Consider the following 15,303-nt stretch of genomic DNA (forward strand, 5'->3'; position numbering starts at 1 on the left):
GCGATTACTCTTTTTCTTCGTAAGCGTTATCAGTATCTAAAACCTTTCTACCACGGTAATAACCGTCTTCTGTCATGTGATGGCGTAAGTGGGTTTCGCCAGTAACAGAATCCACTGAAAGTGTAGGTTTTTTTAAAGCATCGTGCGAACGACGCATATCACGACGTGAGCGTGATTTTTTATTTTGTTGTACAGCCATTGTGTATTACTCCTAAGCAATTTGCATTTGTTGGGGCGGAATATTACCGATTTTTTAACGGTAATCCAAGTATTATAACGATAATTTACGATTTTATATGTTATCAGCACCAATAAAATGATTTATGTCATCACAATCAGCGATTTCAGAATGTAATTCAGGTGTATAGAGATGTAATTCATCAGTAACTAACTCGACTAAATCAACCTCATTGTTATCCGCAATCACCGATTCATATTGACTCATCAGCCTTTCAGCCATCTCTTCTGAGGAACAGATTGCCAATTGTGTTTCATTCGCGTATTGATAATTAAATTCTTTTAAACAACGCTGGCAAGTAATCTTCAAATTTGAGTTCACACTTAACGTTAACAGATAATAACGACTTTGCTCTTCTACTGAAAACTTACAACTTACCTTGCACACTGGCTTAACATGTGCAGGCAATCTTTCATGTAACTCCAGGGTTACTAGCTCAGGGGCAGCTTTTACCGCAGCAGCTTTTAGATTAATCAACATAACTTTCACTTAACAAATCATAAGCATTGTTAATAGCAATACTCCAACGATGGCAGGATTTGGTATTACAAAAGATTATAATGCGAATGAGACCATTACTTAGTTTATATTATAAACCAGTACGGATGAATCTTTAATACCCAACCTAGAATTAATGAGTTTAATTACCACAATTTCTATATGGCAAAATCATGCCATTACCCTCATCCCGAGCAAAACAAGATCCTTCAAGCGACTAATGTGACGTGATTAGAGTACATTCAGTCATAGAAAAGAGCGATGGTGACCAAAAAATTTTAAAATAAGCTATTATAGCGTAGAATTATATTTTTTTTATACATCTTCGTGAATATGAAAGCCAAAGTTATTGTCGGTATGTCCGGTGGAGTTGACTCCTCTATTGCAGCCTGGTTATTACATGAGCAAGGTTACCAGGTTGAAGGACTTTTTATGAAAAATTGGGAACAGGACGATACGGAAGGCTATTGTGCTGCAGCTTTAGATTTGGCAGATGCCCAAGCAGTTTGTAATCAATTGCGAATACCTCTACACAGTGTTAATTTCGCCCAAGAGTACTGGGAGCGTGTGTTTAGCCATTTTCTTAATGAATATCAACAAGGGAGAACACCTAACCCTGATGTCCTTTGTAATAAAGAAATAAAATTCAATGCATTTTTAAATCATGCCCTTGCTTTGGGTGCTGATTATATAGCAACCGGCCATTACGCCAAAGTTCGTAGCCATAATGGTGTAGGCGAGTTATTTAAGGCAAAAGACCGGGATAAGGATCAAACTTATTTTTTACATGCCGTTGAGCCTGAGGCTTTGGGAAGAACCCTTTTTCCTGTTGGAGACTACCATAAATTACAAATTCGGGAGTTTGCCAAGCAATTAGGATTGATTACCCATGATAAGAAAGACTCTACTGGAATATGTTTTATTGGGGAAAAACGTTTTAAAAGTTTTCTTAAGGAATTCATTTTGGCAAAACCAGGCGATGTTAAAAGTAGTACTGGCGAACTCATAGGCCAACATGATGGACTAATGTTCTATACACTTGGCCAAAGACAAGGCTTGGGTATTGGTGGACGTCAATCTGCCAGTGAAGAACCCTGGTATGTAGTGGACAAGGATGTGAAGACTAATACTCTGGTGGTAGCTCAAGGCAATGATCATCCTCTGCTCTACGCCCAGGGTTTAATTTGTGGGTCAATACATTGGTTAGCTGAATACAGTGATAAACTGCCTCTAACATGTTACGCAAAAACTCGTTACCGCCAACTGGAACAAGCTTGTGTAGTATCGCCTGATAATAATAATCAACACTGTGTGATGTTTTCAACGCCTCAACGTGCAGTGACTCCGGGACAATACATTGTATTTTACGAAAAAAATCAATGTCTGGGAGGCGCCACTATAGAACAAATCATTCGATAATATTGTACAATTAGAGAAATGACGGTTTATTAAGAATTAATTTGGAGTAAAGAATGGCCGCAATAGATGTCTCTCCGACTTCAGGAATCCTCTTTTCAGTGAATGCAGCCGATAAAGTTGCATCACTAATTGCTGAGGAGGAAAATCCTAATTTAAATTTAAGGGTTTGTGTAACAGGGGGAGGTTGTTCAGGATTTCAATATGGATTTACTTTTGATGAGACAATACAGGAAGATGATACCGTTATTGAACAAATTTGTTCTGATGGAAAATCTTCCGTTAAATTACTTGTTGATTCAATAAGTTATCAATACTTATACGCTGCTGAAATTGATTACGTACAAAACATTCAAGGCGAGCAATTTGTTATTCGCAACCCCAATGCTAAAACAACGTGTGGTTGCGGATCGTCGTTTAGTATAGATGATGAGTAAAGAATAATGTAGTCTAATTTCCAAGCACCACAGACTACACCATTTAAATTCCTAAACTTAAGCTCTTAATAAGACTGAACGATTACTTTAGTCCCAATTCTTATAAAATTTCGATGTAACCAAAGCGCATCACTTGGTCTTACGCGGATGCATCCATGGCTGGCATTGTAATTTGGTACATCATAAGAGCCATGAATCGCATAATTTTTGCTAAAAAACATGCAGTAAGGCATTTTGGCACCACCATTTGGCAAAGGGTATTTACTGGAGCGACAACTTGCACTCCCTTTGCTTATGATCCGATAAGTGCCTGAGGGGGTTCGGCAAGCGCGCCGAACATCTTTACAATACTTACTCCCACCGGAAGCCTTCCCGCTCCTAATTACTTTTCCATTTTTTACAGCTTTCCATGTCAGTGAACGAGGGTTAAAAATAAAAGTATTTGATGCGAGAGTGAGATAAGACCCCTTGGATGCAAGGTTTAGAGAAAAAGCATCATTTGAACTACCAAAATAAACCAGAAAGAAACCGATTAAAGCGAGAGGCCAGTACTTGTGAGTCTTTACTTCCATGACAGCTCCTCAAACAAGATAAGCTTTTTCTTTAATATAGTTCAAATTTTAAACAATTTCCTCATCCGCACTCCATAAGTTGATTCCTGCTTTTTGAGTGAGGAAAGTAATAAATTCCTCATGTTTTTGACGTTCTTCTTCAGTAGCAAGAAGAATCGGGGAACGACTTATCAGAACGTCCAAATTGGCTGTAACGGCTTGAGAGTTCGCCGCTACCACCTCTTCTTCACTAGCAAATAAAGTTCCCTGCCCTCCTGTCATTGCCAGATACACAGAAGCTAAGATTTCTGCGTCTAATAAAGCCCCATGGAGGGTACGATTTGAATTATCAATTTCATAGCGTTTGCAGAGTGCATCAAGGCTATTTCTCTGCCCAGGATGCTTTTCTCTGGCGAGAATAAGGGTGTCACAAACAGCACAATAATCATTAATTAGCAAAGGCCAATTAAGCAGCTTAAGTTCAGCATTAAGAAAACCTACATCAAAAACCGCATTGTGGATGATTAATTCTGAGCCTTCAATAAATTGGATAAACTCACCAACAACCTCTTTAAAAAGAGGTTTGTCTTGTAAAAACTCATTACTAATACCATGAACCCGAAAAGCGCCTTCATCAACACTACGTTCAGGATTAAGGTAAATATGAAAATGGTTTCCAGTTAATTTACGATCAACTAGTTCGACACAACCTATTTCAATTATACGGTGGCCTATTTCGTGGCCGATACCGGTGGTTTCTGTGTCCAACACAACTTGGCGCATAAGAGACTCACAAAAAAGAAAGAGGCAATTTTATCGTAAATAGCCAAGAACTTAAATGCAGAACTACGAAGTTATCAGTTCGATTATTGCCTGATTGGCTAATGCATCTGCCCTTTCATTCTCAGGATGTCCAGCATGCCCTTTAACCCAGTGCCAATGGACAGTATGGGTTGTTGTTAATGCATCCAGTTTCTGCCATAAGTCAGCATTTTTTACAGACTCTTTTCTTGAATTACGCCAACCATTTTGTTTCCACTGGGCAAGCCAGGTAGTCATACCAAGCCGCAGGTATTGGGAGTCGGTATATAAATCCACCTTGCAGGGTCTCGTTAACGCTTCAAGCCCTTTTATTGCAGCGGTTAGTTCCATGCGATTATTCGTGGTATGAGCCTCTGCCCCATACAGGGTTTTTTCATGGCCATTATACCGTAATAATGCCCCCCAACCTCCTATGCCTGGATTCCCTTTACAGGCTCCATCCGTAAAAATTTCAATGGTCATATAAATAAATCTTGATAAGGCTCAACACGTGGGTCAATAGCATACCTTGAAAAATCAGTAATACCAGTCTTTATTAATACTTCTTCATCTATAAAAAATTGCCCTGTTATCTGTTTTGCAGGTTGAGTTAAGATCCAGTGGGCCGCATCAGCGACAATTTCGGGCTTTCGGCTCGCCTTATAAATTTCCTCTGGAAAGTGTACTCGTATTGCGGCTGTTGCAATGGTCGTTCGAGGCCACAATGAATTGGCTGCAATCCCTAAGGATTTCAATTCTTCCGCGAGCCCTAACGTGCACATGCTCATGCCATATTTACTGATGGTATAGGCTAAATGAGGCGCAAACCATTTGCTATTCATAGTGAGCGGAGGTGATAAAGTCAAAATATGAGGATTATTGGATTTTTTTAAGTAGGGTATTGCTGCTTGCGAACAGGCAAACGTAGCTCTTGTGTTCACTGCCTGCATTAAATCATAACGCTTCATGGGGGTTGATGTGGTATTACTTAAACTAATTGCACTGGCATTGTTAATTAAAATATCCAATTGACCAAAGGTGTCCACGGTTTTCTCAATAGCACGTTGAATTTGTTCTTCATCGCGGACATCCACCATTAAAGGGAGCGCTTTACCACCCATCTCTTCAATTTCAGCAGCGACGCTGTGTATAGTTCCTTCTAACTTGGGATGTGGGGTATCTGTTTTTGCTGCGATCACGATACAGGCTTTCTCCCGAGCAAAACGGAGCGCAATCGCTCTTCCTATCCCACGACTGCCACCGGTTATAAATATTACCTTAGTCATTTCTTCTCCTTAAGATGAATGCCGGCAATCCAGCCAAGCAGAAAGTTAATTAATTTTCCATGCGGCGGATAAAACCATGTTGTTGTAGCAAAACGTCTTTGAACAAATACAGGTTTTAATTTCGAGAATACATCAAAACCTTCTTGTCCATGGTAATGTCCCATACCACTGCGTCCCACGCCACCGAATGGTAAAGAATCTATAGCTATATGAGTTAAAGTATCATTAATAGCTAATGCGCCTGACAATGTATTCTTTTTAACTATTTTTACCTCTTCTGCATCATTTCCAAAATAATAAATTACCAGAGGATTGGGGTAGGCGTTAATGTTTTGTATTGCTTGAATGAGCGACTTATAATGCATGACAGGCAAGATGGGGCCAAATATTTCCTCTTGCATTACTCGCATCGTATTATTCACGTTAAACAGTAAAATCAAGGGCATCCTACCTTGTTGACTATCGTCACCAATCTGTACTATTCGTGCACCCTTTTGGCGAGCATCATCAAGGAGAGTCATTAACCGTTCTTGATGTTTTGTTGAAATAATATTCGAATAATCCTCGCTGTCTGATAATTGAGAGTAATGTTGATTAACAAACTCTTTAGCCGCTATTTCAATACGCTTTTCCCAATGTTCTGGAATCAATAAAAAATCTGGTGCGATACAAGTTTGACCAGCATTTGCCATTTTTCCCATAAACAGTCGTTTGAAATGTCTCTCATTACAAGACATTGAAATGAATGCAGGTGATTTTCCCCCGAGTTCTAGTGTAATCGGCACTAAATTTTCAGCTGCTTCTTTCATGACCAGTTTGCCAACAGTAGGTGAACCTGTGAAGAGAAGATGACCAAAAGGTAAATTCGTAAATTTCTGTGCAACCTGCTGGTCTCCATTTACAATCACAATTTGGTGATCTAGCTTGCATAATCTTATTAATTTTTGAAATAAACTTCCTGTTTCAGGAGTGAGTTCAGACATTTTAATCATAACGCGGTTACCCGCAGCCAAAGCATAAACAAGAGGACCTATAGCTAAAAGAATTGGGTAATTCCAGGGCACAATAATTCCTACCACTCCTAAGGGTTGTGGTAATAAATAAGCCTTCGCAGGTTTAAATAACCAGGAAACGTGTCGTTTACGGGTCTTTGTCCATTTTTTTAGATTTTTTAAGCAATAATTTATGGCATTGATTGAAGGGAAAATTTCCAACAATAACGTTTCATAACGCGCCCGATGAGAAAAGTCAGTATTAACAGCATTAACAATCTCTTCTGCATGAATTTGCAATAAAGTTCGAAGGGTAAGTAAACTTTCCCGTCTCTCTTTTATAGCGGGATAAGGATTTGTTAAACAATGTCCTTTCAGTTGTTCAAACAGAAAGCTTAATTCCATTTATTATCTCTTATAACTATTGAGCATGCCTGCTAAATATTGCTGTATAGAGAGCTAGACGTCAATGAATAAATAGGCTTGGGCGTCCTGAACCCTTTAGGTAGAGTCTTAAGGGGACGGTTCTCGTGCCACATTCAGGAGGTTCTTCACTACGTTCAGAATGACGTTGATATGGATTGAGCGTAAATGCCGTTTAAGAGCGGCATTACAAATTCTTTGCTTAAAAAATAACAAACTCGCCCTTAAGAATCATTTGCTTTATCACTTCAATATCAGGAGCAAAATAGCGATCGCTATTGTAAGGAGCTACCTGGCTTCTGACTTTGTTATAAGCTTCTTGCAGACATATAGAAGTCGTTAAGGGTTTATGAAACTCTAATCCCTGACAAGCTGCCAGTAATTCTATAGCAAGAATGGTTGCGGTATTATCAATCATCGCACTTAATCGTCTAGCGGCATTTGTTGCCATAGAGACATGATCTTCCTGATTGGCTGATGTAGGAATACTATCTACAGAGTGTGGATGTGCCAGCGCCTTATTGTCACTTGCACAGGCTGCAGCCGTTACGTGGGCAATCATGAAGCCTGAGTTTAAACCGCTTTCTTTAACCAAAAAAGCGGGTAGGCCACTTAAATTTTTATCAATTAGCAAAGCGATTCGCCGTTCAGCATTCGCCCCCATTTCAGCGATAGCCAACGCTAGATTGTCAGCAGCCATGGCAACAATTTCACCATGAAAATTTCCTCCCGACAAAATATCCCCCTGCTCAATAAACACCAAGGGGTTATCGGAAACGGCATTTGCTTCGACCTGCAAAGTTTGACCGACAAATTGCATTTGATGCAAAACTGCCCCCATAATTTGCGGCTGACATCTTAGCGAGTAAGGATCTTGCACTCGTGAGCAATTTCTGTGGGATTCTCTGATTGGACTTTCCGCTAAAAGCTTTCGATACATAGCTGCTACATCACGTTGTGCTTGATGACCGCGTGCTTGATGGATTCGATCGTCAAAAGGAACATCACTGCCACTTGCGGCATCAACAGATAGGCTTCCTGCCACAATGGCTGTTTCAAAAAGAACTTCACTGTAAAAAAAAGCCTCCATGCATAAAGCAGTGGAAGCCTGCAATCCATTCAGTAAAGCTAACCCTTCTTTCGGAGCGAGCTCTAAAGGTTTCAAGCCTGCAATTTTTAAACCCTCTAGCGCACTGACAACTTTACCATCGATACGCACCTGCCCCTCACCTAACAACGGAAGAGCCAAGTGGGCAAGCGGTGCTAAATCTCCAGAGGCGCCAACAGAACCTTTGGCGGGAATACAAGGAAAAACTTGTTTATTATAAAGGTCACACAGTGCTGTAATAAGCTCTCTCCTAACACCAGAATAACCTTGGCACAAATTATTAATTTTAAGAAGTAAAATTAATGCAACCTGCTTGTCTGATAATAACTCCCCAGTTCCACAGGCATGAGACAAAACGATATTACGCTGTAATTGCTTTAGGTGTTCGGTAGAAATGGATTGTCTGGCAAGGGATCCAAATCCCGTATTTATTCCATAGACTGTTCTTTTATCTTCGAGAACTTTCCGGATTACTTCACAAGAAGATTCTACTCGCGACAAAACATTATCACTCATCACGATGGGTCGATGCTCTTGCAACTGTTGCCTAACCTCTTTAAGTGTTAACTCCCCTGGAACCAACATAAATGCTTTACTCACAGTCCCCTCCAATTGACTCCATGGGTAACCACAGGTTATTTGCTTTAGCGCACTGCCTTGCTAATTCATAGCCAGCATCCGCATGCCGCATAACACCGGTTGCAGGATCATTATGTAAAACCCGTTTAAGCCTCTCGGCAGCCTTGTCTGTACCATCAGCTACTATAACCATACCTGCGTGTTGAGAAAAACCTAAACCTACACCGCCTCCATGATGAATACTTACCCAGGTAGCCCCGCTCGCACAGTTTAACAGGGCATTTAGCAAGGGCCAGTCAGAAACAGCATCACTGCCGTCTGACATGGCTTCTGTTTCACGATTTGGGCTGGCAACAGACCCGGAATCCAAATGATCACGTCCAATGACAATAGGTGCTTTTACTTCTTTATTTCTAACCATTTCATTAAATGCCAACGCCAAGCGGGCACGATCTTTTAAACCGACCCAGCAGATTCTAGCGGGTAAACCTTGAAAAGCTATCTTCTCTCGAGCCATCTTAAGCCATCGATGCAAATGTTTGTCTTCTGGCATTAAATGTTTTACTTTCTCATCGGTTGCATAAATGTCATCGGGATCACCAGACAAAGCAACCCAACGGAAAGGGCCTATCCCTTCACAAAATAATGGACGAATGTAAGTTGGTACAAAGCCTGGGATAGTGAATGCCTCACCAACACCCCCTTCATAGGCCATTTGTCGGATATTGTTACCATAATCAAATACCGGAATGCCTAATTGTTGAAAAGCCAACATAGCTTTAACCTGCACAGCCATGGATTTTTTGGCAGCCATAACAACTTTTCCTGGTGCTGTTTTTCGTAACTCTTCTGCTTGTTCTAACGTCCATCCTATAGGTAAATAGCCATTTAAAGGATCATGAGCACTGGTTTGATCAGTAACTAAGGAAGGTCTTACGTTACGTTTGATTAATTCGGGATAAATCTCAGCGGCATTACCAAGCAATCCAACGGATAGCGGTTTTTTCTTTGCGCAGGATTCCTCAATCCAATGCAAGGCTTCATCAAGGTTTTCTGTGTATCTATCAAGATAACGTGTTTTCAAACGTTTCTCGATTCGTGCTTTGTCGCATTCAACAGCAAGCATACTAGCACCAGTCATGACCGCAGCCAGAGGTTGTGCTCCTCCCATTCCACCTAGTCCGGCAGTTAATATCCATTTTCCGGCAAGTTCCCCTTGATAATGCTTTTTCGCACAGGCACCAAAAGTTTCATAAGTACCCTGAACAATCCCCTGGGAGCCAATGTATATCCAGCTACCAGCCGTCATCTGCCCATACATCATTAAGCCTTTTTTATCCAGCTCATTAAAATGCTCCCAATTTGCCCAGCGCGGCACTAGATTGGAATTGGCAATTAATACACGAGGGGCATCTTCATGGGTTGTAAATACACCGACCGGTTTGCCCGATTGAATCAGGAGGGTTTGATGAGCTTCCAGTTGTTTTAACACTGCGACAATTTTGTCAAAGGACGGCCAATTACGAGCAGCTCGGCCAATACCTCCATAAACAACCAGAGAATCTGGATCTTCAGCTACTTCTGGATCCAAATTATTACAGAGCATGCGTAATGGTGCCTCAGTCAGCCAGCTTTTTGCCTCCAATTGCCATCCTTTTTTTGCTGAAACATGACGTTTTTTATCAGGTGTATCCATTTCTTATCCATCCCAGGATTTTTGTAAGTTGTTAATCATACTGGGATATATAATCAAATGACAAGCCATACTGTCAAAATAAACGGCAACATGATAAACTGGCTGAATGTTTGCTTTTTAGACTTCATCGTGACTAATGCATCAATAAAACACCCTCCTTCGCTTAGTATTTTCTTTGCCACTGAAATGTGGGAAAGGTACGGTTTCTATGTGGTCCAAACCTTATTAGCCCTCTATCTTGCGTTTTATTTTAAATGGAAAGACGAACGAGTCTATACACTGGTAGGGACTTTTACCGCATTAACCTATCTTTCACCCGTTATAGGAGGTTGGATAGCAGACCATTTACTTGGGCAGAAAAAAGCCATCCTCACCGGTGCTGTTTTTTTATTTTTTAGTTATTTATCGCTTTTTATACTTACTTCTGATAATGCTCTTTCTGCTGCTCTGGCGGGTATTGCAGTAGGTACAGGATTATTAAAACCTAATATTTCATCACTACTGGGAAATGAATATCCTGATAACTCTTCACGGCGTGAAAGCGGTTTCACTATTTTCTATATGGGTATAACGACAGGAATTATTCTGGGAACGACATTGCCCAGTCAATTATATTACTTTTTTGGTTGGTCGGTTGCTTTTGCAAGTGCAGCTTTCGGGATGATCATTGCCTTTACTGTTTTTGCCTACGGTGTTCACCGGTATAAAATCGCTGATTACCACCCTGCTGAACTCACCGTTATAAAGCTCATCAAAGCTTTCTTTATTTTATTTGGGTTATGGGCTATTGCCTATGTGATTCTCCATAATCCCATTCTTGCTGATACGGCGTTTGGTGCCGTTATTGTTTTATCCCTTCTTTATTTGATTGATGTAGTAAAACGAGAATCGCCCCAACAAGCAAAGCAAACCATCGTGATTGGATTGTTATGTATGATTTCCGTCATGTTTTGGGCCTTTTATTTCCAGATGTTTTTATCACTTACCCTCTTCATTTCAAGAGTCGTAGAGCCCAAATTGTTTGGAATATTATTTCCCCCTCCCTATTATGTGAGCATCCAAAGCATTGGCATGATTGTATTCGGCTATTTTCTTTCACGTCGACCACCTATTAATGCCATTCACAGCGGAATCGTTACCGGTAATAAATTCATGCTAGCGATGGTTTTTATTACGCTGGCTTATTTGCTCATTACCTTAGTCTCCAAAAGTAGCCACGGCACCACTTTGCTATCACCGCTGTATTTTATCCCCGCTTACTTATTAATCTCCATTGCTGAATTGTTGCTATCACCGGTAGGATTGGCAGCAATTACTGTGCTTGCCAGCCGGAAAAAAGTAAGTACCATGATGGGGATTTTTTTCGTATCTTTGGGAATTGGCGCATTTTTGTCCGGAAAATTAGCTAATTTAACTGCCATAAAACCAAATGAACTGTCTATATTGCAGTTGAAGGCTCATTATAGCCATACCTTTACTATTCTTTTATTTATATTGCTCGGTGCTACCTTTATTTGTCTTATTTTAAATCGCACAATTAAGACACTATTAATTAATTACGAAGCACCGTCTGAAGCTTCAGCATAGTATTCGGGCCTTATAGATTTTCAGGTAAGCACATCAAATTTTTGAGCATAAATCGCTTTCTCTTTCCTACTTGCCGTGTTTATGCACGGCATCCATGCGATCTGTTTAAGCCAGGTACTGGATTCCGCGAAAAAGCTCGGAATGCAGGCATTTTACTTATATCTTGCTGTTAGACGCGTATACTCTGTAAAGGCCCAGTCAAATTGACGCTCGAATTTAGATATGACATCATTCGCAAACTTGATTTTCCAGGTTAAATTATGACTGACTCCAAATCATTAAGGTCTATCCTGCCCTTATTTTTAGTACTGTTTATTGATGGAATGGGGTTAGGATTATTATTCCCTATCTTAAATACTATCCTGATTGAACCTCAATCCGGCTTCTTATCAGAGAATATTAGTATGGGATTACGTGATTTTTATTATGGCCTCACTATCGGCATTTTTATGATTTGCTGGTTTTTTGGGGCTGCCATTTTAGGTGATTTGTCAGATAGTGTTGGTAGAAAGAAATCTTTAATGATTTGTTTAATCGGTTCATTCCTGGGATATTTAATCTCTGCCATTGCTATCCTTATGCACAGCTTTTGGCTAATTCTCTTTGGGCGAATCATTGCTGGTTTTACGGCAGGCAGCCAACCTATTGCGCAAGCCGCCATCGTTGATGTTAGTACCGAAGAACATAAGGCAAGAAATATAGGCTTTATCCTTTTGGCCGTTTCTCTTGGCTTTGTTTTTGGGCCCATTTTTGGTGGTTTATTATCAGATAATCGTATTGTCAGTTGGTTTGGTTTTCAAACCCCGTTATACTTCGCATCCCTTTTAGCCTTTATTAATGCTGTCGCGCTTTATTACTTTTTTGACGAAACATTTACCAAAGCACACGACAAGATTACCATTAAATGGCACCATGCGATTCAAATTTTTATTTCAGCGTTCAAACATAAAGCGATAGAAAAATATTCACTGGTGCTACTGGTTATGATCTTTGGCTGGTCGAATTATTTTTCGTTTATTTCATTTTATTTATTCCAAACTTACCACTATTCTGCCTTGCAAAATTCTTTTTTCCTTGCTTTGATGGGACTAGGTTTTAGTATTGGTTGTGGCTATATTGTTGATTATTGTACAAAGCGTTATCCCTATGATGCTATTGTCATCATTAGCTTGATAATCACAGCCATTAGTGTATTTTTTACCATATCAATTCCTGTTGAATGGGTAGCCTGGGTAGCTACACTGATAATTGGCATGAGCCTTTCAGTGGCTTACTCGGTTTTAATAACAATATTCTCCAACTTGGTTAATGAAAATGAACAAGGTTGGGTTATGGGGGTGACAGGATCTATCATGGCACTTTGTTTCGGATTAACCTCCATTTTTACCGGCGTGATTGCTCAAGTAGGTGCTGTATTACCCATGTTGTTGGCTGTTGCCGGTCTGGCAGGAAGCGCCATTATTCTTGCAGTTGTCAGACGTACACGCGATTCTGCTCAAATCTTAAACAGTAAACATTAATTAACAGGGAATTTTATGACTGCTTATAAACCAGAAGGTTATTCAACAATTACTCCTTATTTGATTGTTAATGATGCGACTAAGGCTATTGAATTCTATAAAAATGTATTCGGAGCCAGCGTTGCAATGTGCATGGAAACACCAGACAAAACAATAGGTCATGCGGAGTTAACTATAGGTGACTCAAAATTTATGCTTGCTGATGCTTGTCCTGAAATGAATGCAAAAAGTCCTGAAGCATTTGGAGGGTCTCCTGTAGGTATCCACCTCTATGTAAAAGATGTGGATGCAGTGACTGAACTAGCTGTCAAACATGGTGCAAAACTTGTTCGCAAAGTAGAAAACCAATTCTACGGTGATCGCAGCGGTTGCCTAGAAGATCCTTTTGGTCACTCATGGTACGTTGCTACTCACATAGAAGATGTTTCTGAAGAGGAACTGACGCGACGAATGCAGAACATGTATAAATAATTCCTTAAGCGACGTGTTTTGGCTTGGGTCGAAAACGACCCAAGCCTACTGGCTATTCTCTTTTGGCCCACTATTTTTTAAATTCTGTAGCCACTTTTCCCTCTCGGCTTTACCCATATCTGGTTTTTTAATTACATAATGCAATAAGTACAAGCCATCCTTACCTTTTGAAATCATTTGTAACTCATCTTGCAAGGCATTGGCAGGTTCAGTTATCCGAAACTCGAAAATAACGCGATCAGGTGATTTTTCATAGTAAGTTACTTCTGGATTAAATCCTGATTGTTTTATTGATTGAATAATTCCTGCACTAAATTGCAAAGGACTAACTTTATCTTGTAATCCGGGGGCAAACTGACTCGTAATCAATTCATTCCAATTGTTAATATCATCATTTGCCGGTATATATTCGATAGTGACTATATCGTCAGTTTTATTTCCCCAGGCAGCCTGCCATAAGCGATCATCAAACATAATGTTTTGTTTCTCATCGCTAATAAGCTTGATATCTCCCTCACTCGCTTTCGCCGGTTCGCTGCTGCAATAAAGCTGATTTTTGTAGTTATAATAGACGACACATTTCGGGTTATTTTCTTTGGTAACTTTGATTAGTTTTTTTAAATCAGGTGCTGTTCCGTGAGAAAAGGGAATGAAAAAAACAAGCAAAAGAAATAGTATGATTCTGCTTAAATCACGCATGCTAACCTTCTTAACTTGATTTTTTATTAATTCTAGCATTTTTAATATGTCATGGCTTCGCTTTATGCTTCGTATAATCTCTTTGAGACTTTACTAAATTACTGATATCATCCATCCCTTTTGAAGAGATTCTTACCCACTATGTCTGAGCAACCATTACTATTAAAGAAACTTTTACAAGCTCTCGATGATAATCAGGCAATTGATATCGTCACAATTGATGTGGCCCAACAGACCTCTGTCACTGATTACATGATTATCTGCAGCGGCCGCTCTTCAAGGCATGTTAAAGCCATTGCTGAACTGGTTATTGAAAAAATGAAAGCAGAGGGTTTAATGCCCCTTAGCCAAAATGGTTTGGAAACCGGCGAGTGGGTATTGGTGGATTTTGGTGATTTTGTACTTCACGTTATGCAAGCCGATATTCGCTCTTTTTATAACCTAGAGGGCCTCTGGCAAAACCCAGTAAATAAATAACTATGATAAAGGTAACTTTAATTGCATGCGGTAATAAAATGCCTTCCTGGATTAATGAGGCAGTGTCTGAGTTTTCAAAGCGCCTGCAAGAGTATGCCAACTTTAACCTTGTAGAAATTCCTTTAGCCAAACGTGGAAAAACCAGTAATTTGGCTCGAATATTAGATAAAGAAGCATCTTTAATTATCGCTGCCCTTCCTTCCAGTGCCAGGATTATTGCTTTGGACATCCAAGGTGAGACTTTTAGCAGTGAACATTTGGCTCAAAAGCTGGAACAACTACACAATATTAGTAGCCATCTTTGTTTTATTATCGGGGGTCCTGAAGGACTAATGTCAGAGGTACTCAATCGATGCCAGGAACGCTGGTCTTTATCAAAATTAACACTTCCCCATCCTTTGGTGCGTATTATTTTATTGGAAGCACTCTACAGAGCATGGTCTATTCTCCATAATCACCCTTACCATCGATGAAGTTTTACGCTAAGATGTGTTGTTTTATTTTTTTAATATCAAGCAATTTAA

General features: G+C 39.9%; 17 protein-coding genes. 7 read left to right on the top strand and 10 right to left on the bottom strand.

The window, feature by feature from the left end; all coding sequences use genetic code 11:
- Window positions 1–4 precede the first annotated feature (4 nt).
- The gene (gene rpmF / locus Ljam_RS04085) at window positions 5–199 is read right to left on the bottom strand and encodes a 50S ribosomal protein L32 (RefSeq protein ID WP_058448852.1); all 195 of its coding nucleotides are present in this window, start codon (window positions 197–199) and stop codon (window positions 5–7) included.
- A 93-nt stretch (window positions 200–292) separates the two neighbouring features.
- Window positions 293–718, bottom strand: coding sequence for a YceD family protein (locus Ljam_RS04090; RefSeq protein WP_058448853.1), 426 nt, complete (start codon window positions 716–718; stop codon window positions 293–295).
- 351 nt (window positions 719–1,069) lie between these two features.
- Between Ljam_RS04090 and mnmA the strand changes: the two genes are divergently transcribed.
- Together mnmA and erpA are read left to right on the top strand one after the other, a co-directional pair.
- Window positions 1,070–2,155 (top strand): tRNA 2-thiouridine(34) synthase MnmA, encoded by a 1,086-nt coding sequence (mnmA, locus tag Ljam_RS04095; protein ID WP_058448854.1) that lies wholly within the window; start codon window positions 1,070–1,072, stop codon window positions 2,153–2,155.
- A gap of 53 nt (window positions 2,156–2,208) precedes the next feature.
- Entirely contained in the window at window positions 2,209–2,589 is a 381-nt protein-coding gene (gene erpA / locus Ljam_RS04100) for an iron-sulfur cluster insertion protein ErpA (RefSeq protein WP_058448855.1), read from the top strand.
- Window positions 2,590–2,654: 65 nt separating this feature from the next.
- Here erpA and Ljam_RS04105 read toward each other — a convergent pair whose 3' ends face one another.
- The 7 genes from Ljam_RS04105 to hutU form a co-directional block, all read right to left on the bottom strand.
- Window positions 2,655–3,161, bottom strand: a complete 507-nt coding sequence (locus Ljam_RS04105; RefSeq protein ID WP_058448856.1) for a L,D-transpeptidase — start codon at window positions 3,159–3,161, stop codon at window positions 2,655–2,657.
- A 48-nt stretch (window positions 3,162–3,209) separates the two neighbouring features.
- Complete coding sequence (gene dnaQ / locus Ljam_RS04110; protein ID WP_058448857.1) at window positions 3,210–3,923, bottom strand: DNA polymerase III subunit epsilon; 714 nt, start codon at window positions 3,921–3,923, stop codon at window positions 3,210–3,212.
- A gap of 63 nt (window positions 3,924–3,986) precedes the next feature.
- On the bottom strand, window positions 3,987–4,424 hold the full coding sequence (gene rnhA / locus Ljam_RS04115) for a ribonuclease HI (RefSeq protein WP_058448858.1): 438 nt from the start codon (window positions 4,422–4,424) through the stop codon (window positions 3,987–3,989).
- A complete protein-coding gene (locus Ljam_RS04120) occupies window positions 4,421–5,227 on the bottom strand; it encodes an SDR family oxidoreductase (protein ID WP_058448859.1) in 807 nt (268 codons plus the stop codon). The genes rnhA and Ljam_RS04120 overlap by 4 nt, the downstream gene beginning before the upstream one ends.
- Window positions 5,224–6,624, bottom strand: a complete 1,401-nt coding sequence (locus Ljam_RS04125; RefSeq protein ID WP_058448860.1) for a coniferyl aldehyde dehydrogenase — start codon at window positions 6,622–6,624, stop codon at window positions 5,224–5,226. The genes Ljam_RS04120 and Ljam_RS04125 overlap by 4 nt, the downstream gene beginning before the upstream one ends.
- A 220-nt stretch (window positions 6,625–6,844) precedes the next feature.
- Window positions 6,845–8,350: a histidine ammonia-lyase gene (hutH, locus tag Ljam_RS04130; protein WP_058448861.1), complete on the bottom strand. Its 1,506-nt coding sequence runs from the start codon at window positions 8,348–8,350 to the stop codon at window positions 6,845–6,847.
- Complete coding sequence (gene hutU, locus Ljam_RS04135; RefSeq protein WP_058448862.1) at window positions 8,343–10,025, bottom strand: urocanate hydratase; 1,683 nt, start codon at window positions 10,023–10,025, stop codon at window positions 8,343–8,345. Before hutU ends, hutH begins: the two co-directional genes overlap by 8 nt.
- Before the next feature lie 90 nt (window positions 10,026–10,115).
- Between hutU and Ljam_RS04140 the strand changes: the two genes are divergently transcribed.
- From Ljam_RS04140 to Ljam_RS04150, 3 genes are all read left to right on the top strand, one after another.
- Entirely contained in the window at window positions 10,116–11,612 is a 1,497-nt protein-coding gene (locus Ljam_RS04140; RefSeq protein ID WP_074881779.1) for a peptide MFS transporter, read from the top strand.
- Window positions 11,613–11,872: 260 nt separating this feature from the next.
- Complete coding sequence (locus Ljam_RS04145; RefSeq protein ID WP_058448863.1) at window positions 11,873–13,132, top strand: MFS transporter; 1,260 nt, start codon at window positions 11,873–11,875, stop codon at window positions 13,130–13,132.
- 15 nt (window positions 13,133–13,147) lie between these two features.
- A complete protein-coding gene (locus tag Ljam_RS04150; protein ID WP_058448864.1) occupies window positions 13,148–13,603 on the top strand; it encodes a VOC family protein in 456 nt (151 codons plus the stop codon).
- Window positions 13,604–13,648: 45 nt separating this feature from the next.
- On the opposite strand, the gene Ljam_RS04155 is transcribed toward Ljam_RS04150, so the two are convergent.
- Window positions 13,649–14,302: a hypothetical protein gene (locus tag Ljam_RS04155; protein WP_058448865.1), complete on the bottom strand. Its 654-nt coding sequence runs from the start codon at window positions 14,300–14,302 to the stop codon at window positions 13,649–13,651.
- 141 nt (window positions 14,303–14,443) lie between these two features.
- Between Ljam_RS04155 and rsfS the strand changes: the two genes are divergently transcribed.
- Together rsfS and rlmH are read left to right on the top strand one after the other, a co-directional pair.
- On the top strand, window positions 14,444–14,779 hold the full coding sequence (rsfS, locus tag Ljam_RS04160; RefSeq protein ID WP_058448866.1) for a ribosome silencing factor: 336 nt from the start codon (window positions 14,444–14,446) through the stop codon (window positions 14,777–14,779).
- A 2-nt stretch (window positions 14,780–14,781) separates the two neighbouring features.
- On the top strand, window positions 14,782–15,252 hold the full coding sequence (gene rlmH / locus Ljam_RS04165; protein WP_058448867.1) for a 23S rRNA (pseudouridine(1915)-N(3))-methyltransferase RlmH: 471 nt from the start codon (window positions 14,782–14,784) through the stop codon (window positions 15,250–15,252).
- The last annotated feature ends 51 nt before the right edge of the window (window positions 15,253–15,303 follow it).

It is taken from the genome of Legionella jamestowniensis (assembly GCF_001467745.1).
GTDB lineage: Bacteria > Pseudomonadota > Gammaproteobacteria > Legionellales > Legionellaceae > Tatlockia > Tatlockia jamestowniensis.